The organism is Streptomyces sp. ALI-76-A, from assembly GCF_030287445.1.
Lineage (GTDB): Bacteria > Actinomycetota > Actinomycetes > Streptomycetales > Streptomycetaceae > Streptomyces.
This window is the reverse complement of record NZ_JASVWB010000002.1, coordinates 2,649,806-2,674,251: the sequence shown is the minus strand read 5'-3', so window position 1 is coordinate 2,674,251 and position 24,446 is coordinate 2,649,806. Positions and strand designations below refer to the sequence as shown.

The 24,446-nt window shown below is 73.4% G+C and carries 18 protein-coding genes; 8 read left to right on the top strand and 10 right to left on the bottom strand.

Annotated elements, in window-relative coordinates:
* The first annotated feature begins 5 nt into the window (after positions 1-5).
* The gene (gene lgt / locus QQS16_RS12985) at positions 6-995 is read left to right on the top strand and encodes a prolipoprotein diacylglyceryl transferase (RefSeq protein WP_286061792.1); all 990 of its coding nucleotides are present in this window, start codon (positions 6-8) and stop codon (positions 993-995) included.
* 125 nt (positions 996-1,120) lie between these two features.
* On the opposite strand, the gene QQS16_RS12980 is transcribed toward lgt, so the two are convergent.
* From QQS16_RS12980 to QQS16_RS12950, 7 genes are read right to left on the bottom strand one after another with little or no spacing between them, the layout of a single operon-like run.
* Positions 1,121-1,951 carry an HpcH/HpaI aldolase/citrate lyase family protein gene (locus tag QQS16_RS12980; protein WP_286061791.1) on the bottom strand — a complete coding sequence of 277 codons (831 nt, stop codon included), beginning with the start codon at positions 1,949-1,951 and terminating at the stop codon, positions 1,121-1,123.
* Positions 1,948-3,153 (bottom strand): CaiB/BaiF CoA transferase family protein, encoded by a 1,206-nt coding sequence (locus QQS16_RS12975; RefSeq protein ID WP_286061790.1) that lies wholly within the window; start codon positions 3,151-3,153, stop codon positions 1,948-1,950. The genes QQS16_RS12980 and QQS16_RS12975 overlap by 4 nt, the downstream gene beginning before the upstream one ends.
* Positions 3,150-4,043, bottom strand: coding sequence for a ribokinase (rbsK, locus tag QQS16_RS12970; protein ID WP_286061789.1), 894 nt, complete (start codon positions 4,041-4,043; stop codon positions 3,150-3,152). The genes QQS16_RS12975 and rbsK overlap by 4 nt, the downstream gene beginning before the upstream one ends.
* Entirely contained in the window at positions 4,040-5,623 is a 1,584-nt protein-coding gene (locus QQS16_RS12965; RefSeq protein WP_286061788.1) for an ADP-ribosylglycohydrolase family protein, read from the bottom strand. Before QQS16_RS12965 ends, rbsK begins: the two co-directional genes overlap by 4 nt.
* Positions 5,611-6,786: an ADP-ribosylglycohydrolase family protein gene (locus QQS16_RS12960; RefSeq protein ID WP_286061787.1), complete on the bottom strand. Its 1,176-nt coding sequence runs from the start codon at positions 6,784-6,786 to the stop codon at positions 5,611-5,613. Before QQS16_RS12960 ends, QQS16_RS12965 begins: the two co-directional genes overlap by 13 nt.
* A gap of 8 nt (positions 6,787-6,794) precedes the next feature.
* Positions 6,795-8,177, bottom strand: coding sequence for an ADP-ribosylglycohydrolase family protein (locus QQS16_RS12955; protein ID WP_286061786.1), 1,383 nt, complete (start codon positions 8,175-8,177; stop codon positions 6,795-6,797).
* Positions 8,174-9,274 (bottom strand): ADP-ribosylglycohydrolase family protein, encoded by a 1,101-nt coding sequence (locus tag QQS16_RS12950; protein ID WP_286061785.1) that lies wholly within the window; start codon positions 9,272-9,274, stop codon positions 8,174-8,176. The genes QQS16_RS12955 and QQS16_RS12950 overlap by 4 nt, the downstream gene beginning before the upstream one ends.
* 296 nt (positions 9,275-9,570) lie before the next feature.
* On the opposite strand from QQS16_RS12950, the gene QQS16_RS12945 reads away from it, so the two are divergent.
* From QQS16_RS12945 to QQS16_RS12930, 4 genes are all read left to right on the top strand, one after another.
* Positions 9,571-10,302, top strand: coding sequence for a VIT1/CCC1 transporter family protein (locus QQS16_RS12945; protein ID WP_286061784.1), 732 nt, complete (start codon positions 9,571-9,573; stop codon positions 10,300-10,302).
* A 368-nt stretch (positions 10,303-10,670) separates the two neighbouring features.
* A complete protein-coding gene (gltB, locus tag QQS16_RS12940) occupies positions 10,671-15,266 on the top strand; it encodes a glutamate synthase large subunit (protein WP_286066308.1) in 4,596 nt (1,531 codons plus the stop codon).
* The gene (locus QQS16_RS12935) at positions 15,259-16,722 is read left to right on the top strand and encodes a glutamate synthase subunit beta (RefSeq protein WP_286061783.1); all 1,464 of its coding nucleotides are present in this window, start codon (positions 15,259-15,261) and stop codon (positions 16,720-16,722) included. The genes gltB and QQS16_RS12935 overlap by 8 nt, the downstream gene beginning before the upstream one ends.
* Positions 16,723-16,933: 211 nt before the next feature.
* Positions 16,934-17,659, top strand: coding sequence for a vWA domain-containing protein (locus tag QQS16_RS12930; protein WP_286061782.1), 726 nt, complete (start codon positions 16,934-16,936; stop codon positions 17,657-17,659).
* A 407-nt stretch (positions 17,660-18,066) separates the two neighbouring features.
* Here the strand turns inward: QQS16_RS12930 and QQS16_RS12925 are convergent, their stop codons facing one another.
* Both QQS16_RS12925 and QQS16_RS12920 read right to left on the bottom strand, forming a co-directional pair.
* On the bottom strand, positions 18,067-19,299 hold the full coding sequence (locus QQS16_RS12925; RefSeq protein ID WP_286061781.1) for an acyl-CoA dehydrogenase family protein: 1,233 nt from the start codon (positions 19,297-19,299) through the stop codon (positions 18,067-18,069).
* Complete coding sequence (locus tag QQS16_RS12920; protein ID WP_286061780.1) at positions 19,299-20,438, bottom strand: acyl-CoA dehydrogenase family protein; 1,140 nt, start codon at positions 20,436-20,438, stop codon at positions 19,299-19,301. The genes QQS16_RS12925 and QQS16_RS12920 overlap by 1 nt, the downstream gene beginning before the upstream one ends.
* A gap of 61 nt (positions 20,439-20,499) precedes the next feature.
* Here QQS16_RS12920 and QQS16_RS12915 point away from each other — a divergent pair, with 61 nt between their 5' ends.
* Genes QQS16_RS12915 through QQS16_RS12905 form a run of 3 tightly spaced genes read left to right on the top strand, consistent with a single transcriptional unit; the run spans position 20,500 to position 23,134 of the window.
* Positions 20,500-21,291, top strand: a complete 792-nt coding sequence (locus QQS16_RS12915; protein WP_286061779.1) for an SDR family oxidoreductase — start codon at positions 20,500-20,502, stop codon at positions 21,289-21,291.
* A 26-nt stretch (positions 21,292-21,317) separates the two neighbouring features.
* Positions 21,318-21,959: a TetR/AcrR family transcriptional regulator gene (locus QQS16_RS12910; RefSeq protein WP_502963782.1), complete on the top strand. Its 642-nt coding sequence runs from the start codon at positions 21,318-21,320 to the stop codon at positions 21,957-21,959.
* A gap of 17 nt (positions 21,960-21,976) precedes the next feature.
* Positions 21,977-23,134, top strand: coding sequence for an acetyl-CoA C-acetyltransferase (locus QQS16_RS12905; RefSeq protein WP_286061778.1), 1,158 nt, complete (start codon positions 21,977-21,979; stop codon positions 23,132-23,134).
* A gap of 243 nt (positions 23,135-23,377) precedes the next feature.
* Here QQS16_RS12905 and QQS16_RS12900 read toward each other — a convergent pair whose 3' ends face one another.
* Positions 23,378-24,427 (bottom strand): NAD(P)H-dependent flavin oxidoreductase, encoded by a 1,050-nt coding sequence (locus QQS16_RS12900; RefSeq protein ID WP_286066306.1) that lies wholly within the window; start codon positions 24,425-24,427, stop codon positions 23,378-23,380.
* Positions 24,428-24,446 lie beyond the last annotated feature (19 nt).

The following is a 24,446-nucleotide window of genomic DNA, read 5'->3' as shown; positions in this document are numbered from 1 at the left end:
TTGCCATGGAACTTGCCTACATTCCCAGCCCGTCACGCGGGGTGCTGCACGTCGGCCCCATCCCGCTGCGCGGCTACGCGTTCTGCATCATCATCGGCGTCTTCGTCGCCGTCTGGATCGGCAACCGGCGCTGGGTCGCCCGGGGCGGGCGGGTCGGCACGGTGGCCGACATCTCGGTCTGGGCCGTCCCGTTCGGTCTGCTCGGCGGTCGGCTCTACCACGTGATCACGGACTACGAGCTGTACTTCAGCGAGGGCCGTAACTGGGTGGACGCCTTCAAGATCTGGGAGGGCGGCCTCGGCATCTGGGGCGCGATCGCCGTCGGCGCGGTGGGTGCCTGGATCGCCTGCCGCCGGCGCGGCATCCCGCTGCCCGCGTACGCCGACGCCATCGCGCCCGGCATCGCGGTCGCCCAGGCCATCGGGCGCTGGGGCAACTGGTTCAACCAGGAGCTGTACGGCAAGCCCACCGACCTGCCCTGGGCGCTGGAGATCACCTCGTCGTCGGACGGGCGGGTACCGGGCACCTACCACCCGACGTTCCTCTACGAGTCGCTGTGGTGCCTCGGCGTCGCGGCCCTGGTGATCTGGGCGGACCGCCGCTTCAAGCTCGGCCACGGGCGGGCGTTCGCGCTGTACGTCGCCGCGTACTGCGCGGGCCGGGCCTGGATCGAGTACATGCGCATCGACGACGCCCACCACATCCTGGGCCTGCGGCTCAACGTCTGGACCGCGCTGATCGTGTTCCTGCTCGCGGTCACGTACATCGTGATCTCGTGGCGGAAGCGGCCGGGGCGGGAGACCGTGGTCGAGCCGGGTGCCTCCGACGCTCCCTCCGGCGGCGAGGCGGAGGCCGACGGCCCGCGTGACGCCGACGCCGACGGATCGGACGGGACCGAGCCGAGGAGCGACGGGGGGACGGAGGCCGACGCGGAGGCGGACGCCCCCGGCGACCCGAAGAAGAAGGACGAGGCCGAGTCCGCGAAGAAGACCTGACGGCCGGTCGTACACAGCCGTTCGTACAAGGCCGTTCGCACCCGGCCGGTCGTACGTCGACGAGGGCGCCCTGAATTCTCCGGGCGCCCTTCGTCGTGTGGGGCCAAGGGGCTAGTGCCGTGGCACTAGTGCCGGCGGGCCAGTGACAGCGTGCGGTGTGCGGCTGTCACCACCGCGGCGTCGACGAACCTGCCGTCCGGCAGCGCCTGCGCGCCCCGTTCCCTGGTCGCCGCCTTCACGACCGCCTCCGCCTGCTCGATCTCCTCCGCCGTGGGCAGGTAGGCCCGCTCGATCACCGGGAGCTGGCGGGGGTGGAGCGCGGCGCGGCCGAGGAAGCCCAGGGCGCGGCCGTGGGCGCAGGAGGCGGCCAGGCCCTCCAGATCGCGGATGTGCGGATGGACGGACTGGGCCGGCGGGGGCAGTCCCGCCGCCCGGGCCGCCACGACCACCCGGGAGCGGGACCAGTCGAGCCCGGCGTCCTCGCGTACGCCCAGATCGGCGCCCAGGTCCGCCTCGCCGAGGGCGACACCGCGCAGGCGGGCGTGCGCGGAGGCGATGGCGTGGGCCTGCTCGATCCCGAGGGCCGATTCCAGCAGGGCGTACAGCGGGGGCGCGCTGCCGTCGGGGAGGGCGGTGGTCCGGGCGACGCGGATGACCTGCTCGGGCGAGGTCACCTTGGGCAGGCGCAGGCCGCGGACGCCCGGGAGCGCGGCCAGCGCCCTCAGGTCCAGGTCGGCGGCCGGGCTGTCGAGGGCGTTCACCCGCACGTGGACCGGGACCGGCTGCGGCTCGGCGAGGAGGTCCGCGGTGGCCGCGCGGGCGTACGCCTTGCGGTCGGGGGCGACCGCGTCCTCCAGGTCGACCACGACCACGTCGGCGCCCGAGGTGAGGGCCTTCAGGACCACGTGCGGGCGGTCGCCCGGCACGTACAGCCAGGTCAGAGGGGCCGCTGTCATACGGCGCCCGCCTCGCGCAGGGCGGTCAGCTCGGCTGTGGTCAGGCCCAGTCCGGCGAGGACCTCCTCCGTGTCCGCGCCGTGCGGGCGGCCCGCCCAGCGGATCGCGCCGGGGGTGGCGGAGAGGCGGAAGAGGACGTTCTGCATGCGCAGCGGGCCCAGTTCGGGGTCGTCGACGGTGGTCACGGTGTCCAGGGCCTGGTACTGCGGGTCGGCCAGCACGTCCCGGACGTCCTGGACCGGGGCGACGGCCGCCTCGGCCTTCTCGAAGGCGGCCAGCACGTCGGTGCGGGTGCGGGCGGCGATCCAGGTGCCGACCGCCTCGTCGAGCACATCGGCGTGGGCGGCCCGGCCGGCGCCCGTCGTGAACCACGGCTCGTCGATCAGTTCCGGGCGGCCCACCAGACGCAGCACGCGCTCGGCGATCGACTGGGCGGAGGTGGAGACGGCGACCCACCCGCCGTCCGCCGTGCGGTACGTGTTGCGCGGGGCGTTGTTGGCGGAGCGGTTGCCGGTGCGTTCCTGCACGTATCCCAGCTGGTCGTACCAGGTCGGCTGCGGGCCCAGCACGGTCAGGATCGGCTCGATGATCGCCATGTCGACGACCTGGCCCTCACCGGTGCGGTCCCGGGCGGCGAGGGCCGTCATGACGGCATAGGCGGTGGCGAGACCCGCGATGGAGTCGGCCAGGCCGAAGGGCGGGAGCGTCGGGGGCGCGTCCGGTTCGCCGGTGATCGCCGCGAAGCCGCTCAACGCCTCGGCGAGGGTGCCGAAGCCCGGGCGGTGGGCGGAGGGGCCGAACTGGCCGAACGCGGTGACCCGGGTGAGGACCAGGCGCGGGTTGGCGGCGGACAGCTCCTCCCAGCCGAGGTCCCACTTCTCCAGGGTGCCGGGGCGGAAGTTCTCGATGACCACGTCGGCGGTGGCGGCGAGGCGCAGCAGGGTGGCGCGGCCGCCGGGCGTGGAGAGGTTCAGGGTGATCGTGCGCTTGTTGCGGCCCAGCAGCTTCCACCACAGGCCGACGCCCTCCTTGGAGGGGCCGTGGCCCCGGGACGGGTCGGGCTTGGCGGGGTGTTCGACCTTGATGACCTCCGCGCCGAAGTCGCCGAGCATCGTCGCGGCGAGGGGACCGGCGAAGAGGGTGGCGAGGTCGAGGACGCGGAGGCCGGTGAGCGGGGCGGCGGGGGTGCGGGAGTTCGTCATGGGGTGTACCGCGCTTCGATCTCGGAGCGGTACGGCATCGACGCCGACGCGCCGGGCCGCTGGACGGAGAGGGCGGCGGCGGTGCCCGCCCAGGTCAGTGCCTCGCGCAGGGGGCGGCCCTCGCCGAGTGCCACGGCCAGGGTGCCGGCGAAGGTGTCGCCCGCACCGGTCGAGTCCACGGCGGTGACCCGCGGGGCGGGCACGGTGAACGGTTCGGTGCCACGGGCCGCGTACAGGCTGCCCGCCGCGCCCAGGGTGACGACCACCTCCGGCACCCGGTCGAGCAGGGCGACGGCCGCGCGGTGCGGGTCGGTGAGGCCGGTGAGCGCGGCGGCCTCGTGCTCGTTGGGGACCAACAGGTCGGTGGCGGCGAGGAGTTCGGGCGGCAGGGGCCGGGCGGGCGCGGGGGTGAGGACCGTACGGACGCCGTGGCCGCGGGCCGTCCGGGCGCCCGCGAGGACCGCGGTCAGGGGGATCTCCAGCTGGAGGAGCAGGGCGTCGGCGGCGGCGATGAGGCCCTCGTCGCCGGGGACGAGGCGGTCGACGGTGCCGTTGGCGCCGGGGATCACCACGATGGCGTTGCCGCCCTCGTCGTCCACGACGATGTGCGCGGTGCCGGAGGGGCCTTCGACGGTGCGCAGGTGGTCGGTGCTGACGCCGGAGTGTTCGAGGGTGGAGCGCAGGCGGGGGCCGAAGACGTCGTCGCCGACCGCGCCGATCACCGACACGGTGGCGCCCGCGCGGGCTGCGGCGATGGCCTGGTTGGCGCCCTTGCCGCCGGGGATCGTACGGAACTCCCGGCCCGTCACGGTCTCTCCGCGCCGCGGGGCCCTCTCGACGTACGCGACGAGATCCATGTTCGTGCTGCCGAGCACGACGATGTGGGTCATGGGCGAGGTGTCTCCCGGGGGGTGAGCGCGTGGGTGAGGTGGGCGAGCGTGTCGAAACCGGTGCCGTCGAAGGCGCCGACGGTGGTGGCCAGCCGGTTCTTCAGCGGGGCCGTCCAGCGGTCGGGCAGGGCGGCGGGGGCGCCGGCGAGCAGGGCGGCGATGCCGCCGGCCGTGGCTCCGTTGGAGTCGGTGTCCCAACCGCCGGACACGGCGCGGCAGATGGAGCCGGTGAAGTCGCCGTCCGCGTGGGTGAGGGCGGCGGTGATCAGGGCGGTGTTGGGGATGGCGTGCACCCAGTGGTGGGTGGGGGAGTAGGTGGCGTGGAGTTCGTCGACGACGGTGTCGAAGTCGTCGTGGGCCCGGGCGAGCCGGACGGCGTGGTGGACGGCCTCGGCCAGGCGGGAGCGGGGCGGGATCACGGTGAGGCCGGTGCGCAGCGCGGTGTGGACGTCCGCGGTGCCGGTGGCGGCGCGGGCGATGGCGGCCGCGACGAACATCGCCGCGTAGACGCCGTTGGCGGTGTGGGTGAGGGTGGCGTCCCGGTGGGCCTGTTCCGCGGCGGCGGCCGGGTCGCCGGGGTTGGTCCAGCCGTGCACGTCGGCGCGGATCAGGGCGCCGATCCATTCGCGGAAGGGGTTGCGGTGGCGTGCCGTGTGCGGCGGTTCCAGGCCGCTGAGGAGGTTGCGGTAGGCGACGCGTTCGGCGGTGAACGTGCGGCCGGCCGGGAGTTCGTCCAGCCACAGGGCCGCCACGTCGGTGGTGGTGAAGCGCGCGCCGTGGCGGCGCAGCAGGAGCAGGTTGAGGAGGGGGTAGTTGAGGTCGTCGTCCTCGGGCATGCCGTCGATGTTCTCGGCGAGGGAGGTGGGCGCCGAGCGGCGGTTCCAGGGGTACTTCGCCAGGAGGTCGGCCGGGACTCCGCGTGCGGTGAAGTACGTGCCGAGGGGCCAGTTCCCGGTGGACGCGGCCAGTCGGCGGATGGCGTGCAGGGGGAGCTTCTCCACGGGTTTGCCCAGGAGGCAGCCCACCGCTCTGCCGAGCCAGGCCGCTTCCAGGCGGTCCGGGGTCGTCACGGGGGCGCGGGTTTCGCCCGCCGGCGTCGGCGGGGTGCCGCCGCGCTGCCCGCTCGCGCCGGCCCGGTGGCCGGAGGGCTCGTGGCCGGGCTGGCCCTGGCCGGGTGGGTTCTGGTGGGAGGGTGAACGATCGCGGCCGGGTGGTTCGTGGCGGGCGGACGGACGATCGCCGTCGAGCGGTTCGTGGCGGGCGGACGGACGATCGCCGCCGAGGGGGGTCCGGCCGTCCGGCCAGTCCGGGCACAGTGCCTTGATCTTGGCGAGCTCGGTCGGTTCGGTGTCCGCCGACGTGCTGGGCAGGTCCGCCAGTTCGTCCAGCAGGTCCTCGGCGAGCAGCCGGAGGTAGCGCGAGACCGGTTCCGGGGACGCGCCCGCACGCGGCGGGGCCTCCGGCCCCCTCGCCGCCCGCCACCGCGCCGCGACCGCCGACGGCTCCCGGCCGTCCTGGGCCGCCTGGCGCAGTTCGTGGCCGATCAGGTCCTCCGGCTGGACCCAGGTCAGTCGGAGCATCCGGGGCCTCCGAGCGTCGCGAAGGCCGCCTCGTGCGTCCGCCGGCGGCGTACGTCCCGTTCGAAGATCTCCCGGGTGACGGCCGTGAGGGTGGCCGCCGGTTCCCACAGGTCCAGGCGGCTCGCCTCGGACACCTGCTTCGCCCAGGTCTCGGGGACCGGTGAGCCGAGGGCGCCGGTGACGGCGCCGGCCATGGTCGCGATGGAGTCGCAGTCGCGCCCGTAGTTGACCGCGCCGAGGACCGCGTGGCGGTAGTCGCCGGCGGCCACCACCACCATGCCCAGCGCGACCGGGAGTTCCTCGATCGCGTGCAGCCGGGACGGGCGGCGGGCGCCCAGGGAGGGGGACCGGTAGTCGGGGCCCACCGTGTCGTAGGGGGCCACCGCCTCCCGCAGCGGGACCAGCGCCGACTCGAAGTCCGTGTGGCGGGAGGCCGCCTCGCAGACCTTCTCGATCGCCTCGCGGGTGCCGTCCTTCGCCAGGGCCAGGCAGGCGGAGACGACCGAGTCCGGGGTCGCGCCGGGTGTGGCGGCCGCCGCCACCGCCGCCGCGAGGACGCCCGCCGCCTCGCGGCCGTACGACGACTGGTGGGCGCCCGCGACGTCGAGGGCCTCGGCGTAGGCGGCCGGCGGGTTGGCCGCGTTGACCAGGCCGACCGGGGCCACGTACATCGCCGCACCGCAGTTGACGATGTTGCCGACGCCGGCCTCCCGGGGGTCGGCGTGGCCGTAGTGGAGGCGGGTGACCAGCCACTTCTCCGCCAGGAAGATCCGGTGCAGGGGGAGGGCCTCCGCCTCCAGTTCCGGGATCCAGCGCGGGGTCGTCATCAGGTCCGGGACCAGGTGGTCCGCGACGGCGTACGCGTCCAGGTGGTCGCGGACCTGGGCGTAGACCCGTACGAGGGCGTGGGTCATCAAGGTGTCGTCGGTGACGTGGCCGTCGCCCTTGTGGTACGGCGCGAGGGGGCGGGCGGTGCGCCAGGCGTCGCCGTGCCAGGGGCCGACGACGCCGTGGACGCGCCCTGCGTGGCGCTCCAGGATCTGGGCGGGGGAGTAGCCCTCGACGGGGCCGCCCAGCGCGTCGCCGACGGCCGCGCCGACCAGGGCGCCGGTGACGCGCTCCTCCAGACTCGGTGCTGCGCTTTCTTCTGTTCTGGGGGTCATGACCCGAATCATCCCCCTGGTGGGGCCGGTTGTGCGGCTTCCAGGAGTTCGGCGAGTTCCACCAGGTCGGTGCCGGTGAGCCGGGGGAGCGCGCAGCCGGAGAGGGTGCGGCAGGCGTCCCGCCAGGACGCGGGGACCGACGCGCCGCCGCCCAGCGCGCCGGTGAGCGCCCCCACCAGCGCGGGGGCGGAGTCCGCGACCCGGGAGAGACAGGCCGCCGCCGGTACCGCCTCCGCGATCCGGCCGTGCGCGGCGGTGGCCAGGGCGAGGGCGACCGGGACGGTCTCGGCGGCCGCGATGCCGTAGCTGTAGACGTGGTCGACGATCTGGTGCTCGAGCAGGGGGATCAGGGCGAAGGCGCTCTCGGCTTCGTCGGCCAGCCGCAGGGCGTGGCGGGCGTTGCGGCCGATCTCGGTGGACTCGGGGAGTTCGGCGAGCGCGGCGTGGGTGCAGCTGTGCACGTCGGCTCCGGCCAGGGCGAGGGCCACCGCCGCCGCCATCGCGCGGGCGCCGTGCACGCCGTCGCCGTCCTGGGTGTAGCGGGCGTCGAACTCCGCGAGGTCGGCGGCGAGTTCGGGGTCGCCGGGGTGCGCCACGGCGAGGACGCAGGCCCGTACGCAGGCCGCGTCGTCGAAGAAGTGCGGGTTGTCGTGGCCGGTGGCGGGCGGGCGCAGGCCGGTGGCGAGGTTGCCGAGACCGGCCCGGACGGAGATGCGGGCGCGCAGGGGGAGGACCGCGGACTCGACCTCGGGGGCGCGTTCCGCCGCGGCGGCGACCTCGCTCGCCACGGCGTTCCAGGTCAGGTCGATCGCGGCGCGGGTACGGCGCTGGCGGCTGAGGTCGCCCAGGGCGCTGTCGTCGCCGGCCCGCAGGAGGGCCTCCGCGGCGAACGCCGCCCACTCGGCGTCGTCGGAGGGGCCCAGGCGCAGGGGTTCCGGGGGCTGGTTCAGGGCGATCGGGACGGGGAGGGTCGTGGTCGCGTTCTGTTCGGCGAAGGTGTCCAGTTCGCGGGTGAGGCGGCGGGTCCAGTCGGGCATGCGGGCGGCGCGGTGGCGGGCGGCGGGCCAGCCGGCGGCGTCCCCTGCGGCGAGGCCGAGCAGGAGGCCCTCGGTCCTGCGGGGTGCCTGCGGCGGCGGGGCGGGTCTTACGGCCTCGGCTCCGCCATCGGAGTTCGGGGTCCTACCCGGTGCCCGCGGCCGCGGGGCCGGGTTCACGGCCTCGGCTTCGCCTTCGGCCTTGTCGTTCCCACCCGAACCACCCGTGCGGCTTTCGTCGTCGGGTGCGGGTGGCCCCTGTGGGGCGGCCTCGTCGTCGGCGGCGTGCGGTGGGTGGGGTTGTGTCGGGGTGGTGGGCGCGGGGGTGTCTTCGTGCCATGGGGCGGGGGGTGTCATGAGGCCACCTCTGTCTCGGTGTGGGCCTCGACCACGGAGGCCACCTCCGTCTCGGTGCGGGGCTCGCCCGGGACGTATCCCGTCGTGGCCCATCGTCCGTCCTCGCCCGGGGTCAGCAGCTCCGCCACGTCCAGCACGTGGTGGCCCGCCATCGACGGCAGGCAGCTGCCGCGGGCCGGGCCGACGGCCGTCGCCCAGTCGGCGGGGATCGCGGACGCGCCCTGTGTCGCACCCGCCAGCGCGCCCGCCACCGCCGCCGTCGTGTCGGCGTCCCGGCCCATGTTGACGGCGGTCAGCACCGCCTGGACGAAGTCGCCGTCGGCCGCCGCGTACGCGCCGAAGGCGAGGGCGACCGCCTCGGGGGCCAGGTCGGTCCACGGGTAGCCGCCGATGACGACGGCGGAGCGGACCGCGCGTTCGCCCCGGTGGGCCACGGCCACCGCGCGGCGCAGCGAGCGGGCCGTCCAGGAGTCGTCGGGGACCACCGCGAGGGCCGAGGCGACCACCGCGATCGGCGGTGCGCCCGCCATCGCCGCCGCCACACCCGCCGCGACCGCCTGGCCGCCGTAGATGCCCTCGCCGTCGTGACTGACCGAGCCGTCGATCGCCACCAGGCGGGCCGCTTCGGCGGGACGGCCCGCCGCGAAGACGCCGAAGGGGGCGGCGCGCATGGCGAGGCCGTCGCTCCAGGCGTGGCGGTGCTGGGCCGAGATGGGGGCGGCCAGGCCCCGGCGGAGGTTCTCCAGGGTGCCGCGTTCGCTGAAGCCGGCGCCCCGGAAGGGCCCCTCGTCGCGGTCGGCGATCCACACGTGCCAGGCCGCCTCCACATGGGCCGGGGTGAGGGCCGAGCCGTGGCGGGCCAGCAGCAGCCCCGAGAAGATCGCGTACTCGGTGTCGTCGGTGCCGGCGGGGGTGTCGGTCACGTACCCGGTGATGCGGCCCCAGCGGGCACGGATCTCGGAAGGCTTCATGTTCTCGGCCGGTGCTCCGAGGGCGTCCCCGACGGCCAGGCCGAGCAGTGCGCCGCGGGCCCGCTCGCGCAGTTCGGCGGCGCTCCCGGGTGCCGGGACGGAGGGAATGCAGGCGATCGATGCCATACGCGGCCTCTCCTCTCAGGGGGCGCCGGTGAAGGGCGCTTCCCGGGCGCGGAGCCCTTTGCGGAACTGTCCCCGGTGCGGTGTTCCGCGCAGCCTCACGTGCCCCTGTGTCACCCGGTCGACATGTGGGCGCGTGCGTGTACAGATGAGCGAGACAGGGTGAAACCGCAGGTTAGGGCAGTCTTTCCTTGCTGGTGAGAGGGAATTCGGGGGCGTAGGTTGGGTGTTGTCGAAAAGTGGAAGAAGTCCAAGTCGGTGCCGGAAGCGGTACGAGCAGACTTTCGGGAGGACCGGGGATGGCCATCATCGAGACCGAGGCGGCGCTGCACGACGCGCACCGGGACAACCACACGCACCGGGACGTCAGCGGTGGCTGGTTGCGGCCCGCCGTCTTCGGGGCGATGGACGGCCTGGTCTCCAACCTCGCCCTGATGGCCGGTGTCGCCGGTGGTGCGGTCGGCGAGAGGACCATCGTCATCACCGGGCTCGCGGGGCTCGCCGCCGGCGCCTTCTCCATGGCCGCCGGCGAGTACACCTCCGTCGCCTCGCAGCGCGAGCTCGTCGAGGCCGAGCTGGACGTGGAGCGGCGGGAGCTGAGAAAGCACCCCAAGGACGAGGAGGCCGAGCTGGCGGCCCTGTACGAGGGCCGCGGGGTGGAGCCGGGGCTGGCCCGCGAGGTGGCCCGGCAGTTGTCCCGCGACCCCGAGCAGGCTCTGGAGATCCACGCCCGGGAGGAGCTCGGCATCGACCCGGGCGACCTGCCGTCGCCGCTGGTCGCCGCCGTGTCGTCCTTCGGCTCGTTCGCGCTGGGGGCCCTGCTGCCCGTCCTGCCGTATCTGTTCGGTGCCACCGCCCTGTGGCCCGCCGTCCTGCTGTCGCTCTTCGGGCTGTTCGCCTGCGGTGCCGTCGTGGCCCGGGTGACCGCGCGGACCTGGTGGTTCAGCGGGCTGCGGCAGCTCGCTCTGGGGGGTGCGGCGGCCGGTGTGACGTACGCCCTGGGCGGCTTGTTCGGGATCGCCGTAGGATAGGTCGGCTGCAACTTATGCGTTGGGCCGCATAAGTAGCCGTTACTCGCTGGTTTCGAACGCTTAACCACCGGGCATGAGCCGTAAGCGCTGTGGGCAAGGACGCCCGCAGCGCACTCGCGGGGTCGGCGGCGACGCCTTCTCCGCCCCCGGGCCGACGGACATCGATCTGTCCCGTTCGGTCCCCACATACTTCAAGCCATGTGCGCGGTACCCCCGCCGCCCCTCGTGGCGTCCGCATGATGGGACGGACTATCCGGTTCCCGAGATCCGCTCCATCATGTAACCTGCACGAAATTTGCACGCACGCAGAGGGCCAACGTCGTCCCTCGGCAATCTGCATATGCCACATGACGACGACGGGAGAGCCGATGCGTACGCCGCGCCAGCCGTCCCAGCACTCCGCGAATGGCCAGAAGTGGTCCTTCATGGATGCTCGCCCTGCTGCGCAGGGTATGTACGACCCCCGCAACGAGCACGACGCCTGCGGCGTCGGCTTCGTGGCCACCCTCACCGGCGAGGCGAGCCACGCGCTGGTCGAGCAGGCGCTCACGGTTCTGCGCAACCTGGAGCACCGCGGCGCCACCGGTTCCGAACCCGACTCCGGTGACGGCGCGGGCATCCTGTCCCAGGTCCCGGACGCCTTCTTCCGTGCCGTGACCCCGTTCGAGCTGCCCGCGGCCGGTGGATACGCCGTCGGCACGGCCTTCCTGCCGGAGCACGGCATCGAGGACGTCGTCTCGACCATCGAGACGATCGCCGCGGACGAGGGCCTGACCGTCCTCGGCTGGCGTGAGGTCCCGGTCGCCCCCGAACTCCTCGGCGCCACCGCCCGGTCCACCATGCCGGTCTTCCGGCAGGTCTTCGTGACCGACGGCTCCTCCATGGACATCGCCCTGGACCGCAAGGCGTTCGTGCTGCGCAAGCGCGCCGAGCGCGAGGTCGGCGTGTACTTCCCGTCGCTGTCCGCGCGGACGATCGTCTACAAGGGCATGCTGACCACCGGCCAGCTGGAGCCCTTCTTCCCGGACCTGTCCGACCGCCGCTTCGCCTCGGCCATCGCGCTGGTCCACTCGCGGTTCTCCACGAACACCTTCCCGAGCTGGCCGCTGGCCCACCCGTATCGCTTCGTCGCGCACAACGGCGAGATCAACACCGTCAAGGGCAACCGCAACTGGATGGCGGCCCGCGAGTCCCAGCTCGTCTCCGACCTGTTCGGCGGGCAGGAGAAGATCGACCGCATCTTCCCGATCTGTACGCCGGACGCCTCCGACTCGGCGTCCTTCGACGAGGTCCTCGAACTCCTGCACCTGGGCGGCCGTTCGCTGCCCCACTCCGTGCTGATGATGATCCCGGAGGCGTGGGAGAACCACACCTCCATGGACGCCACCCGCCGCGCCTTCTACCAGTTCCACGCCACGATGATGGAACCGTGGGACGGCCCGGCCTGCGTCACCTTCACCGACGGCAAGCAGGTCGGCGCGGTCCTCGACCGCAACGGACTGCGCCCCGGCCGCTACTGGGTCACCGACGACGGTCTGGTCGTCCTCGGCTCCGAGGTCGGTGTCCTCGACATCGACCCCGCGAAGGTCGTCCGCAAGGGCCGCCTCCAGCCCGGCCGGATGTTCCTCGTAGACACGGTCGAGCACCGGATCATCGAGGACGACGAGATCAAGGAAGCCCTCGCCGCCGAGAACCCGTACGCGCAGTGGCTCGAAGCCGGCGAGATCGAGCTGTCCGACCTGCCCGAGCGCGAGCACATCGTGCACACGCACGCCTCGGTCACCCGCCGCCAGCAGACCTTCGGTTACACCGAGGAGGAGCTGCGCGTCATCATCGCGCCGATGGCCAAGGCCGGTGCCGAACCGATCGGCTCGATGGGCACGGACTCGCCGATCGCCGCGCTGTCCGACCGCCCGCGCCTGCTGTTCGACTACTTCACCCAGCTGTTCGCGCAGGTCACCAACCCGCCGCTGGACGCGATCCGCGAGGAGCTCGTCACCTCCCTGCGCTCCTCGCTGGGCCCGCAGGGCAACCTGCTGGAGCCGACCGCCGCGTCCTGCCGCAGTGTCGTGCTGCCCTTCCCGGTCATCGACAACGACGAGCTCGCCAAGCTCATCCACATCAACGCCGACGGCGACATGCCCGGCATGAAGGCCGCGACCCTCTCCGGTCTCTTCCGCGTCTCCGGCGGCGGTGACGCCCTCGCCGCGCGCATCGAGGAGATCTGCGCCGAGGCCGACGCCGCCATCGAGAACGGCGCCCGCCTGATCGTCCTGTCGGACCGGCACTCCGACGCCGAGCACGCGCCGATCCCGTCGCTGCTGCTCACCGCGGCCGTCCACCACCACCTCATCCGCACCAAGCAGCGCACTCAGGTGGGCCTGCTGGTCGAGGCCGGAGACGTCCGCGAGGTCCACCACGTCGCCCTGCTGATCGGCTTCGGCGCCGCGGCGGTGAACCCGTACCTGGCCATGGAGTCCGTCGAGGACCTGGTCCGCGCCGGCACCTTCCTGTCCGACGTCGAGCCCGAGCAGGCCATCCGCAACCTGATCTACGCCCTCGGCAAGGGCGTCCTGAAGGTCATGTCCAAGATGGGCATCTCGACCGTCGCCTCCTACCGCGGCGCCCAGGTCTTCGAGGCCGTCGGTCTCGACCAGGCCTTCGTGCGGAAGTACTTCAACGGCACGGCCACCAAGATCGGCGGCGTCGGCATCGACGTCATCGCCAAGGAGGTCGCCGCCCGCCACGCCAAGGCGTACCCGGCCAGCGGCATCGCGCCGGCCCACCGCGCCCTGGAGATAGGCGGCGAGTACCAGTGGCGCCGCGAGGGCGAGCCGCACCTGTTCGACCCGGAGACGGTCTTCCGCCTCCAGCACTCCACACGCAGCGGCCGGTACGACATCTTCAAGAAGTACACCGAGCGCGTGAACGAGCAGTCCGAGCGCCTGATGACGCTGCGCGGCCTGTTCGGCTTCAAGAGCGACCGGCAGCCGATCCCGATCGACGAGGTCGAGCCGGCCGGCGAGATCGTCAAGCGCTTCTCGACCGGCGCCATGTCGTACGGCTCCATCTCCAAGGAAGCCCACGAGACGCTCGCCATCGCCATGAACCAGCTGGGCGGCAAGTCCAACACCGGTGAGGGCGGCGAGGACGCGGACCGCCTGTACGACCCGGCGCGCCGCTCGTCGATCAAGCAGGTCGCCTCCGGCCGCTTCGGCGTGACCTCCGAGTACCTGGTCAACGCGGACGACATCCAGATCAAGATGGCCCAGGGCGCCAAGCCCGGCGAGGGCGGCCAGCTGCCCGGCCACAAGGTGTACCCGTGGGTGGCGAAGACCCGGCACTCGACGCCCGGCGTGGGCCTCATCTCCCCGCCGCCGCACCACGACATCTACTCCATCGAGGACCTGGCCCAGCTGATCCACGACCTGAAGAACGCGAACCCGCAGGCGCGGATTCACGTGAAGCTGGTCTCCGAGGTCGGCGTCGGCACGGTCGCGGCCGGTGTGTCCAAGGCGCACGCGGACGTCGTGCTCATCTCCGGCCACGACGGCGGCACGGGCGCCTCCCCGCTCACCTCGCTCAAGCACGCGGGCGGCCCCTGGGAGCTGGGCCTCGCCGAGACCCAGCAGACCCTGCTGCTCAACGGCCTGCGCGACCGCATCGTCGTGCAGACCGACGGCCAGCTGAAGACCGGCCGGGACGTGGTCATCGCCGCGCTGCTCGGCGCCGAGGAGTTCGGTTTCGCGACCGCGCCGCTCGTCGTCTCCGGCTGCGTCATGATGCGCGTCTGCCACCTGGACACCTGCCCGGTCGGCATCGCCACCCAGAACCCGGTCCTGCGTGACCGGTTCACCGGCAAGGCCGAGTACGTGGTGAACTTCTTCCGGTTCATCGCCGAGGAGGTCCGCGAGATCCTCGCCGAACTGGGCTTCCGCACCATCGAGGAGGCCGTCGGCCACGCCGAGACGCTCGACGTGACCCGCGCGATCGACCACTGGAAGGCCCAGGGACTGGACCTGTCCCCGCTCTTCCACGTGCCCGAGCTGCCCGAGGGCGCCCCGCTGCACCAGGTCATCGAGCAGGACCACGGCCTGGAGAAGGCGCTCGACAACGAGCTGATCAGGCTCGCCGGCGACGCCCTGGCCGCGGACTCCGCGACCGACGCCCAGCCGGTGCGCGCCCAGGTCGCCATCCGCAACATCAACCGCACGGTCGGCACCATGCTCGGCCACGAGGTGACGAAGAAGTTCGGCGGCGCGGGCCTGCCCGACGACACCATCGACATCACCTTCACCGGCTCGGCCGGCCAGTCCTTCGGCGCGTTCCTGCCGCGCGGTGTCACGCTGCGCCTGGAGGGCGACGCCAACGACTACGTCGGCAAGGGCCTCTCCGGCGGCCGGGTGATCGTCCGTCCCGACCGGGGCGCCGACCACCTCGCCGAGTTCTCCACGATCGCGGGCAACACCATCGCGTACGGCGCGACCGGCGGTGAGCTGTTCCTGCGCGGCCGGACCGGCGAGCGGTTCTGCGTCCGCAACTCCGGCGCGACGGTCGTCGCCGAGGGCGTGGGCGACCACGGCTGCGAGTACATGACCGGCGGTCACGCGGTGGTCCTCGGCGAGACCGGCCGCAACTTCGCGGCCGGCATGTCCGGCGGCATCGCGTACGTGATCGACCTGGACCGCGACAACGTCAACGTCGGCAACGTCGGCGCGATCGAGGCGCTGGACGACACGGACAAGCAGTGGCTGCACGACGTGGTGCGCCGCCACGCCGAGGAGACCGGCTCGACGGTCGCCGGGAAGCTGCTCGCCGAGTGGTCCGTGTCGGTGGAGCGCTTCAGCAAGATCATCCCCAGCACGTACAAGGCAGTGCTCGCCGCCAAGGACGCCGCCGAGCGAGCGGGTCTCACCGAGACCGAGATCACCGAGAAGATGATGGAGGCGGCGATCAATGGCTGACCCGAAGGGCTTTCTGAACCACGGGCGCGAGGTCGCCAGGTCCCGCCCCGTCGACGTACGGCTCAAGGACTGGAACGAGGTCTACGTCCCCGGCTCCCTGCTGCCGATCATCAGCAAGCAGGCCAGCCGCTGCATGGACTGCGGCATCCCGTTCTGCCACAACGGCTGTCCGCTCGGGAACCTGATCCCCGAGTGGAACGACTACGCCTACCGCGAGGACTGGGCCGCCGCCTCCGAGCGTCTGCACGCGACGAACAACTTCCCGGAGTTCACGGGCCGGCTGTGCCCGGCCCCGTGCGAGTCGGCCTGCGTCCTGGGCATCAACCAGCCGCCGGTCACCATCAAGAACGTCGAGGTCTCGATCATCGACAAGGCGTGGGAGACCGGGGACGTCGCCCCGCAGATCCCCGAGCGCCTGTCCGGCAAGACGGTCGCGGTCATCGGGTCCGGCCCCGCCGGTCTCGCCGCCGCGCAGCAGCTGACCCGGGCCGGTCACACCGTCGCCGTCTACGAGCGGGCGGACCGCGTCGGTGGCCTCCTGCGGTACGGCATCCCCGAGTTCAAGATGGAGAAGCGGCACATCAACCGCCGGATCGAGCAGATGCGCGCGGAGGGCACGCGCTTCCGCACCGGCATCGAGATCGGCCGCGACCTCAAGGCGACCGACCTGAAGAAGCGGTACGACGCGATCGTCATCGCCGCCGGCGCGACGACCGCCCGTGACCTGCCGGTCCCCGGCCGTGAGCTCAAGGGCGTCCACCAGGCCATGGAGTACCTGCCGCTGGCCAACAAGGTGCAGGAGGGCGACTTCGTGGCGCCCCCCATCACGGCCGAGGGCAAGCACGTCGTGGTCATCGGCGGCGGCGACACCGGCGCGGACTGCGTGGGCACCGCCCACCGCCAGGGCGCGGCCTCCGTCACGCAGCTGGAGATCATGCCCCGCCCCAACGAGGAGCGGAACCCGGTCTCCCAGCCCTGGCCGACCTTCCCCATGCTGTACAAGGTCACCTCCGCGCACGAGGAGGGCGGCGAGCGGGTCTACTCCGTCTCGACGACCCACTTCGAGGGCGACGAGGACGGCAACGTGCAGTGGCTGCACCTCACCGAGGTGGAGTTCGTCGAGGGCAAGCTGACCCAGAAGCCGGGCACGGAGCGCAAGATCCCCGCCCAGCTGGTCACCCTCGCCATGGGCTTCACCGGCACCGACCGGGAGAACGGCCTGGTCGAGCAGTTCGGCCTGGAGCTCGACGAGCGCGGCAACATCGCCCGCGACGCCGACTTCCAGACCAACGTGCCCGGCGTGTACGTCGCCGGTGACGCCGGCCGCGGCCAGTCCCTCATCGTGTGGGCGATCGCGGAGGGCCGCTCGGCCGCCCGCGGCGTCGACCGTTTCCTCACCGGTGGCAGCGAACTGCACGCCCCGATCCGCCCGACGGACCGCTCGCTCATGGTCTGACGGACCCCACGGACGTCCCGTACAAAGGCGTACGGAACACCAGACGGCGCCTGCCCCACAGTCCCCGACCGGACGACGGGGCAGGCGCCGCCGCACGTCCGCGCCTCGCCCGTCGTCACTGCGCACGGCCGCCCGCCCCCAGCGGGTGACCCACTCCCGACGCCTTCGTGGAGCGGTAGGGTCGGCGGACTCATCCGCACGAGGGGGTTCCGTGTCCGCCATCAGCCTGCGCAAGGTCGAGGAGACCGCGCCCGCGCTGGTCGGCCCGTACCGGAGCGCCGGGGTGTCGCTCCGCAAGCACGGACTGGACGGGGCACGGGCCGCGGTCTACCTCGTCCTCGACCACTCCGGGTCCATGAAGCCCTACTACCGCGACGGCAGTGTGCAGGCGCTCGCGGACCGGGTGCTCGGACTCTCGGCGCACCTGGACGACGACGGCATCGTGCCGGTGGTGTTCTTCTCCACGGACGTCGACGCCGTCACCGACATCGAGCTGGCCGGTCACCAGGGCCGGATCGAGCGCATCGTGGCCGGCCTCGGGCACATGGGCAGGACCGGCTACCACCTGGCGATGGACGCCGTGATCGACCACTACCTCGACAGCGGGGCCGCCGCGCCCGCCCTCGTCGTCTTCCAGACCGACGGCGGCCCGAGCAGCAGGCCCGCCGCGGAACGGTATCTGTGCAAGGCCGCCGGGCTGCCGCTGTTCTGGCAGTTCGTCGGCTTCGGCGATCCGGACAGCCGGCAGTTCGACTTCCTGCGCCGACTCGACGAGCTGGCGGTGCCGGACAAGCGGGTCGTCGACAACGCCGGCTTCTTCCACGCCGGTCCGGATCCGCGGCACCTGCCGGACGCCGAGTTGTACGACCGTCTGGTGGGCGAGTTCCCGAAGTGGCTGCTGGACGCGCGGGCCCGGGGCATCGTGCCGCCCGCCTGACCGCACCGCCGTGCGCGGGCCGTTCGTTCCGTCGGCTCGGCCCGGCGGCCGAGGCCTCCTGCGGACGATCCGACGGGGAGGGCGGCGCGCGGGCGGCTGGCGATCGGTGAACGGGCGGGCGGACAGGGCGAGTTCGTCGCCGGGGGACCGGCACCGTCAGACGGCTCCCGCACGCCGGCTACGTCGAGGTCCACGCACCTCTCGCGGGCGCACCTGTTCGCCCTCACCCAGCACGAGCAGCCCCCGCCCTACGAGATCGGGCCGCTCGGCGACGCCGACGGGGTGCGGCGGCCGGGTCAGGGGCTCCCCGTGGGCGCGGGCCCGGCCGGCGCGGGCGATGTCCGGGCCCGGGACCCGGACCGAGAAGGCCGACGGTTCGAGGAGTACCGACGGATCACCAGAGGCGATCACCACCACTGGGAGGAGTGATCGCCACCGTCGAGAACGGCGTCCCGGCACGTGTCCGGGTCGCCCCACGCGGTGCGCAGGGCACGGGCCTTGGTGAGCCACAGGGACAGGTCGTACTCCGCGGTGTAGCCGATCGCGCCGTGCAGCTGGAGCGCCGTACGGGCGGTGGCGTACGCCGCCTCGCACGCCGTGACCTTCGCGGCGGCCAGGTCGCGCGCGTCCATCGTCACGGCGGCACCGAGGACGAGCGGCCGGGCGAACTCCAACGCGATCTTCGCGTCGGCCAGCCGGTGCTTGACGGCCTGGAACGAGCCGACGGGGACGCCGAACTGGGTGCGCTGCCCGACGTACGCGACGGTCCGGTCGAGCAGCGCGAGGCCGACGCCGAGAGCCTGCGCGGCGGTGGCCAGACGGGCCCACGCCAGGGCACGGGAGGCGGCCACGTCGACCTGCGGGCCGGCGGCGAGCAGTTCCCCGCCCGGCGGGACCGGGAACAGCCGGCGGGCGGGGTCGAGGGAGGGACGGAGACCGTCTCGGGAGGACCCGGCGCCGGGCGTGGCGCTGGGCGCGCGGGCCGGGGCGGGGGCGGGGGTCAGACGCAGTTCGGACCCATCGCCCGCCGGGGTCCGGGAGGTGCGGACTTCAGGGTCTGCCGGGGTCCGAGAGGTTCGGGCCTCTGGGTCTGCCGGGGGCCCGGAGCCCTCGGCAGACCCCGACACCCGGGGGGCCGCAGGGGGTTCGGTGGCTTCGGCCCGGTGGTTCGCGGGGCGCCCCGCGGGGCCGGCCGGCCGGGTCGGGGCGTGCGGGGCCGAGACCGTCAGGCGTACGTCCGCCGCGTCCGCGTCCAGTGCGTACGGGCCCTGCGCCAGGGTGGCGGCCGACCTGCCCGAGGCCAGGGCGGGCAGCAGGCGTTCGGCCGGGCCCGTGTCGTCCAGCTCCGACAGCAGCACCGCGGCCGTCACCGTCTCCACCACGGGACCCGGGACCGCGTACCGCCCCAGCTCCACGAAGGCGACGGCGAGTTCCACGGGCCGCGGTCCCAGCCCCGCGTACGCCTCCGGGACCGCGAGCGCGAAGACGCCCGCCTCGGCGACCCGGGACCACAGCGCGCGTCCGCTCCGGTGGTCGCCGCGGCTCCAGTCTCGTACGACGGAGGGGGTGTCGGCGGCCGTCAGGAGGGCGGTCAGCGCGTCGGCGAAGGCGCGCTGCTCGGTGGTGGGCAGGAACCGCATCAGCGGCGTCCCTTCGGCAGGCCCAGCAGGCGCTCGGCGATGATGTCGCGCTGGATCTCGTTGGTGCCGGCGTAGACGGGACCGGCGAGGGAGAACACGTACCGCTCCGCCCACTCGGTGTCCGCCAGCTCGCCCTCCGGGCCCAGGAGGTCGAGGGCGGTCTCGGTGAGGGCGATGTCGTACTCGGACCAGAACACCTTGTTCAGACTGGACTCCGGGCCGAGGGACACCCCGTCGAGGTGGCGGGAGGCGGCGGCGTAGGTGAACAGCTGGTAGGCGCGGGCGCCGATCAGGGCGTCGGCCACGCGGCGCCGCGCGGCGTCCGGGCAGCCGCGCGCCCGCCACAGCGCGGCCAGCCGGCCGGCGCCCGCCAGGAAGCGGCCGGGGGAGCGGAGCGTGAGCCCGCGCTCGTCGGCCGCCGTCGCCATCGCCACCCGCCAGCCCTCGCCGGGCCGGCCGATCACGTCCTCGTCCGGCACGAACACCTCGTCCAGGAACAGCTCCGCGAAGGCCGGTTTCCCGTCGAGGCGGCGGATGGGGCGGACGGTGACGCCGGGCGCGCGCAGGTCGAACATCAGGTACGTCAGCCCCTGGTGGGGTCTGGGCCGGTCCGGGTCGCTGCGGAACAGGCCGAACGCGCGGTCGGCGAACGCGGCCCGCGACGACCACGTCTTCTGGCCGCTCAGCAGCCAGCCGCCGCCGGTGCGCACGGCCCGCGACCTCAGGGACGCCAGGTCCGAGCCCGCCTCCGGCTCCGACCAGGCCTGCGCCCAGACCACCTCACCGCGGGCCATGGGCGGGAGCACCCGCGCCCGCTGCTCCTCGGTGCCGTGGCCGAAGAGGGTCGGCGCGAGCAGGCTGACGCCGTTCTGGCCGACACGGCCCGGCGCGCCCGCCGCGTAGTACTCCTCCTCGAAGAGCAGCCACCGGACCAGGCCCGCGTCCCGGCCGCCGTACGCCGTGGGCCAGTCCACCACCGACCAGCGGTCCGCGGCGAGTGCGGCCTCCCACGCCCGGTGCGCCGCGAAGCCCTCCTCCGTCTCCAGGGAGGGCAGCGGAGCGGACGGCACATGGGCCTTCAGCCAGCCGCGGGCCTCGGCCCGGAAGGCCTCCTCTTCCTGCGTGAAGGCGAGATCCATCGGCGGCCGTCCTTCGGGGAGAGTCTTCCCTAACAAGTGTTTGGTAGGTTAGCGTGGTCCCATGACAGGCGTCGAGAGTCCGGCGTACGTGCCCGGGCACGGGCTGCTGAGCGGACGTACCGCCGTCATCACGGCGGCCGCGGGCGCCGGGATCGGCGGGGCGACCGCCCGCCGCTTCCTGGAGGAGGGCGCGCGGGTGCTGATCAGCGACGCGCACACGCGCCGGCTCAAGGAGCACGAGGCCCGGCTGAGCGGCGAGTTCGGCGCGGAGCGGGTCGCTGCGGTGCCCTGTGACGTCACCGACGAGGGGCAGGTGCGGGCGCTGTTCGCGGCGGCCGTACGGGACCACGACCGGCTCGACATCGTCGTCAACAACGCCGGTCTGGGCGGCACGTCGGCCCTCGTCGACATGACCGACGAGCAGTGGTCGCGGGTGCTGGACGTGACGCTGAACGGCACCTTCCGGTGCACGCGGGCTGCCCTGGCGGCGATGAGGGAGGCCGGGACCGGCGGGGTGATCGTCAACAACGCCTCCGTCGTGGGCTGGCGCGCCCAGGCCGGGCAGGCGCACTACGCCGCCGCCAAGGCGGGCGTGATGGCGCTCACCCGGTGCGCGGCGCTGGAGGCCGCCGAGTTCGGGGTGCGGGTCAACGCCGTGTCGCCGAGCCTCGCCATGCATCCGCACCTGGCCAAGGTGACCACCGCGCGGCTGCTCGCGGAACTGACCGGCCGCGAGGCCTTCGGGCGGTACGCCGAACCCTGGGAGGTGGCCAACGTGATCGTGTTCCTGGCCTCCGGCTACTCCTCGTACATGACGGGCGAGGTCGTCTCCGTCAGCGCCCAGCACCCCTGAGGACCGGAGCGGCCCACAATGGACCCGTGCCTACGAAGAAGAAGCCCCAGGTGACCGCGGGAGAGCCCACCGTGGCCACCGCCGCGCGCGACCGCCGCCGCGAACTCCTCGACACCGCCGCCGAGGTCTTCGCCGAACAGGGCTACAACGCCACCACCGTGCGCAAGATCGCCGACCACGCGGGCATGCTCGCGGGCAGCCTCTACTACCACTTCGACTCCAAGGAATCGATGCTGGAGGAGATCCTGCGCACCTTCCTCGACGAGCTCTGGGACGGCTACGACAGCGTCCTCGACGCAGGTCTCGGGCCGCGCGAGACCCTCGAAGCCCTGGTCACCGAGTCGTTCCGGGAGATCGACCGGCACCGCGCCGCCGTCGCGATCTACCAGAAGGAGAGCCGGCAGCTCGTCGCGCAGGAGCGGTTCGTCTTCCTCGCCGACTCGCAGCGCAGGTTCGAGAAGACCTGGCTGTCCACGCTGGAACGCGGGGTCGCCGCCGAGGTGTTCCGCGCCGACCTCGACGTGCGGCTCACCTACCGGTTCGTGCGCGACACGGTGTGGGTCGCCGCGTCCTGGTACCGGCCCGGCGGACAGCACAGCCCGGAGGAGATCGCCCGGCAGTACCTGTCGATGGTGCTGGACGGGATCGCCGTACGCGAACAGCCCTGACATGTGAGGGAGTTGCCATGGCCGAGGCCTACATCGTCGAAGCGGTCCGGACGCCCGTCGGGCGGCGCGGGGGAGGACTGAGCGGAGTCCATCCGGCCGACCTGGGCGCGCATGTGCTCAAGGAACTGGTGGCGCGGGCCGGGGTCGATCCCGCCGCCGTGGAGGACGTCGTCTTCGGCTGCCTGGACGCGGTGGGGCCGCAGGCGGGGGACATCGCGCGGACCTGCTGGCTGGCGGCCGGGCTGCCCGAGGAGGTGCCGGGGGTGACGGTGGACCGGCAGTGCGGCTCCTCGCAGCAGGCCGTCCACTTCGCCGCGCAGGCCGTGCTGTCCGGCACGCAGGACCTGGTCGTGGCGGGCGGGGTGCAGAACATGTCGCAGATCCCGATCGCCTTCGCCACCCGGCAGGCCGCCGAACCGCTCGGCTTCACCGAGGGCCCGTTCGCGGGCAGCGAGGGCTGGCGGGCGCGGTACGGGGACCGGGCGGTGAACCAGTTCGCCGGCGCGGAGATGATCGCCGCGAAGTGGGGCATCACCCGCCAGGATCAGGAGGAGTTCGCGCTGCGCTCCCACCGGCGGGCGCTGCGGGCGATCGACGAGGGACGCTTCGAGCGGGAGATCGTGCCGCATCGCGAGGTGTCGGTCGACGAGGGCCCGCGCCGGGACACCTCGCTGGAGAAGATGGCGGGCCTGAAGCCGGTCATCCAGGGCGGCACGGTCACCGCGGCCTGCTCCTCGCAGGTCTCCGACGGGGCGGCGGCCATGCTGCTGGCCTCGGAGCGGGCGGTGCGGGAACACGGGCTGCGGCCCCGCGCGCGCGTGCACCATCTCTCCGTGCGCGGGGAGGACCCCATCCGCATGCTGACCGCGCCGATACCGGCCACCGCGCACGCCCTGAAGAAGACCGGCCTCACCCTCGACGACATCGACCTCGTCGAGATCAACGAGGCCTTCGCCCCGGTCGTCCTGGCCTGGCTGAAGGAGACCGGCGCGGACCCCGGCAAGGTCAACGTCAACGGCGGCGCCATCGCCCTCGGTCATCCCCTGGGAGCCACCGGCGTGAAGCTGATGACGACCCTGCTGCACGAACTGGAGCGCAACGGCGGCCGGTTCGGCCTCCAGACGATGTGCGAAGGCGGCGGGCAGGCGAACGTCACGATCATCGAACGGCTCTGAGCAAGGGTGGCGGGCCGGCCACGCACATGGTGGGCCGGTCACCCGCGCGGACGCGGTGAATCGGTGGTGGGCCGGTCACGCTCGTGGTGGGCGGTGGCGGGTCTGCGGCAGGCCCCTCATGCTCGCGGTGGGGCGGTGGTGGGTCTGCGGTGGGCCGGTCACCCGCGCGGTGAATGGGGGGCGGGTCGGTCGCCCGCGCGGCGGGCCGAAGCCGGTGTGACGGTCACCGGGAGGCGGTGACGGTCAGGGTCCGGTGCGGAGCCTGGCCTGTACCTCCGTCGCCTCCTTCATGATCCGCTCCACCAGCTCCGCGCACGACGGCAGGTCGTCGATTACCCCGGCGACCTGCCCGGACGCCATGACCCCGAGATCCGTACGGCCGTCCACCATCGCCGACCTCAGCAGCATCGGCGTGTTCGCGGCGAGCAGGACCTGGCTCCAGGTCAGGTCCCGGCCGTGCTTCATGGCGAGGCCGTCCCGGACCATCCGCCGCCAGGTCAGCCCCGACAGCCTCCGGAACCCGGCGGCTTCCCGCACGGCCCGCAGCAGGGCCGTCGTGCGGCCGGCGCGCTCCAGGGCGGCGACCAGGTCCGTCCGCAGCATGCGGTGCGGCAGGCCGTCGACGGCGGTGGTGACGGTGACGTCCCGGACCGTCGCCGTCAGGTACCTCGCCTTCACCGCGTCGGGGACCGTGGAGTCCGAGGTGAGCAGGAACCGCGTGCCCATGGCGACGCCGGACGCGCCGTAGGCCAGCGCGGCGACCAGTCCCCGTCCGTCGAAGAAGCCGCCCGCCGCCACGACCGGGAGGTCCACCGCGTCCACCACCTGGGGCAACAGCACTGTCGTCGCCACCTCACCGGTGTGCCCGCCGCCCTCCCCGCCCTGCACGATCACCGCGTCCGCGCCCCACGCGGCGACCTTCTCGGCATGCCGGCGGGCGCCCACGGAGGGGATCACGACGACCCCCGCCTCCTTGAGCCGGGCGATCAGAGCGGGTGACGGCGCGAGGGCGAAGGACGCGACCCGCACCCCCTCCTCGATCATGATCCGTACCCGGTCGGCGGCGTCGGCGGCGTCGGCCCGCAGGTTGACCCCGAAGGGCGCGTCGGTGCGGGACCTGACCTCGCGCACCGCCGCGCGCAACTGGTCCGGGGTCATCGTCGCGGAGGCGAGGATGCCGAGCGCCCCGGCGTTCGCCGTCGCCGAGACCAGACGGGGGCCCGCCACCCAGCCCATCCCGGTCTGCACGAGCGGGTGCCGGACGCCGACCAGCCGGGTGAACGCGGTCTCCATCACATCCCGACCGCTCACG

What these genes read in the sequence shown, in the direction of transcription:
- QQS16_RS12915 (WP_286061779.1), top strand. Translation starts at nt 20,500, where the DNA reads ATGACAGGCGTCGAGAGTCCGGCGTACGTGCCCGGGCACGGGCTGCTG.
- QQS16_RS12975 (WP_286061790.1), bottom strand. Translation starts at nt 3,153, where the DNA reads ATGACGAACTCCCGCACCCCCGCCGCCCCGCTCACCGGCCTCCGCGTC.
- rbsK (WP_286061789.1), bottom strand. Translation starts at nt 4,043, where the DNA reads ATGACCCACATCGTCGTGCTCGGCAGCACGAACATGGATCTCGTCGCG.
- QQS16_RS12900 (WP_286066306.1), bottom strand. Translation starts at nt 24,427, where the DNA reads ATGGAGACCGCGTTCACCCGGCTGGTCGGCGTCCGGCACCCGCTCGTG.
- gltB (WP_286066308.1), top strand. Translation starts at nt 10,671, where the DNA reads ATGCGTACGCCGCGCCAGCCGTCCCAGCACTCCGCGAATGGCCAGAAG.
- lgt (WP_286061792.1), top strand. Translation starts at nt 6, where the DNA reads ATGGAACTTGCCTACATTCCCAGCCCGTCACGCGGGGTGCTGCACGTC.
- QQS16_RS12965 (WP_286061788.1), bottom strand. Translation starts at nt 5,623, where the DNA reads ATGCTCCGACTGACCTGGGTCCAGCCGGAGGACCTGATCGGCCACGAA.
- QQS16_RS12920 (WP_286061780.1), bottom strand. Translation starts at nt 20,438, where the DNA reads ATGGATCTCGCCTTCACGCAGGAAGAGGAGGCCTTCCGGGCCGAGGCC.
- QQS16_RS12925 (WP_286061781.1), bottom strand. Translation starts at nt 19,299, where the DNA reads ATGCGGTTCCTGCCCACCACCGAGCAGCGCGCCTTCGCCGACGCGCTG.
- QQS16_RS12950 (WP_286061785.1), bottom strand. Translation starts at nt 9,274, where the DNA reads ATGGCATCGATCGCCTGCATTCCCTCCGTCCCGGCACCCGGGAGCGCC.
- QQS16_RS12945 (WP_286061784.1), top strand. Translation starts at nt 9,571, where the DNA reads ATGGCCATCATCGAGACCGAGGCGGCGCTGCACGACGCGCACCGGGAC.
- QQS16_RS12935 (WP_286061783.1), top strand. Translation starts at nt 15,259, where the DNA reads ATGGCTGACCCGAAGGGCTTTCTGAACCACGGGCGCGAGGTCGCCAGG.
- QQS16_RS12905 (WP_286061778.1), top strand. Translation starts at nt 21,977, where the DNA reads ATGGCCGAGGCCTACATCGTCGAAGCGGTCCGGACGCCCGTCGGGCGG.
- QQS16_RS12980 (WP_286061791.1), bottom strand. Translation starts at nt 1,951, where the DNA reads ATGACAGCGGCCCCTCTGACCTGGCTGTACGTGCCGGGCGACCGCCCG.
- QQS16_RS12960 (WP_286061787.1), bottom strand. Translation starts at nt 6,786, where the DNA reads ATGACCCCCAGAACAGAAGAAAGCGCAGCACCGAGTCTGGAGGAGCGC.
- QQS16_RS12955 (WP_286061786.1), bottom strand. Translation starts at nt 8,177, where the DNA reads ATGACACCCCCCGCCCCATGGCACGAAGACACCCCCGCGCCCACCACC.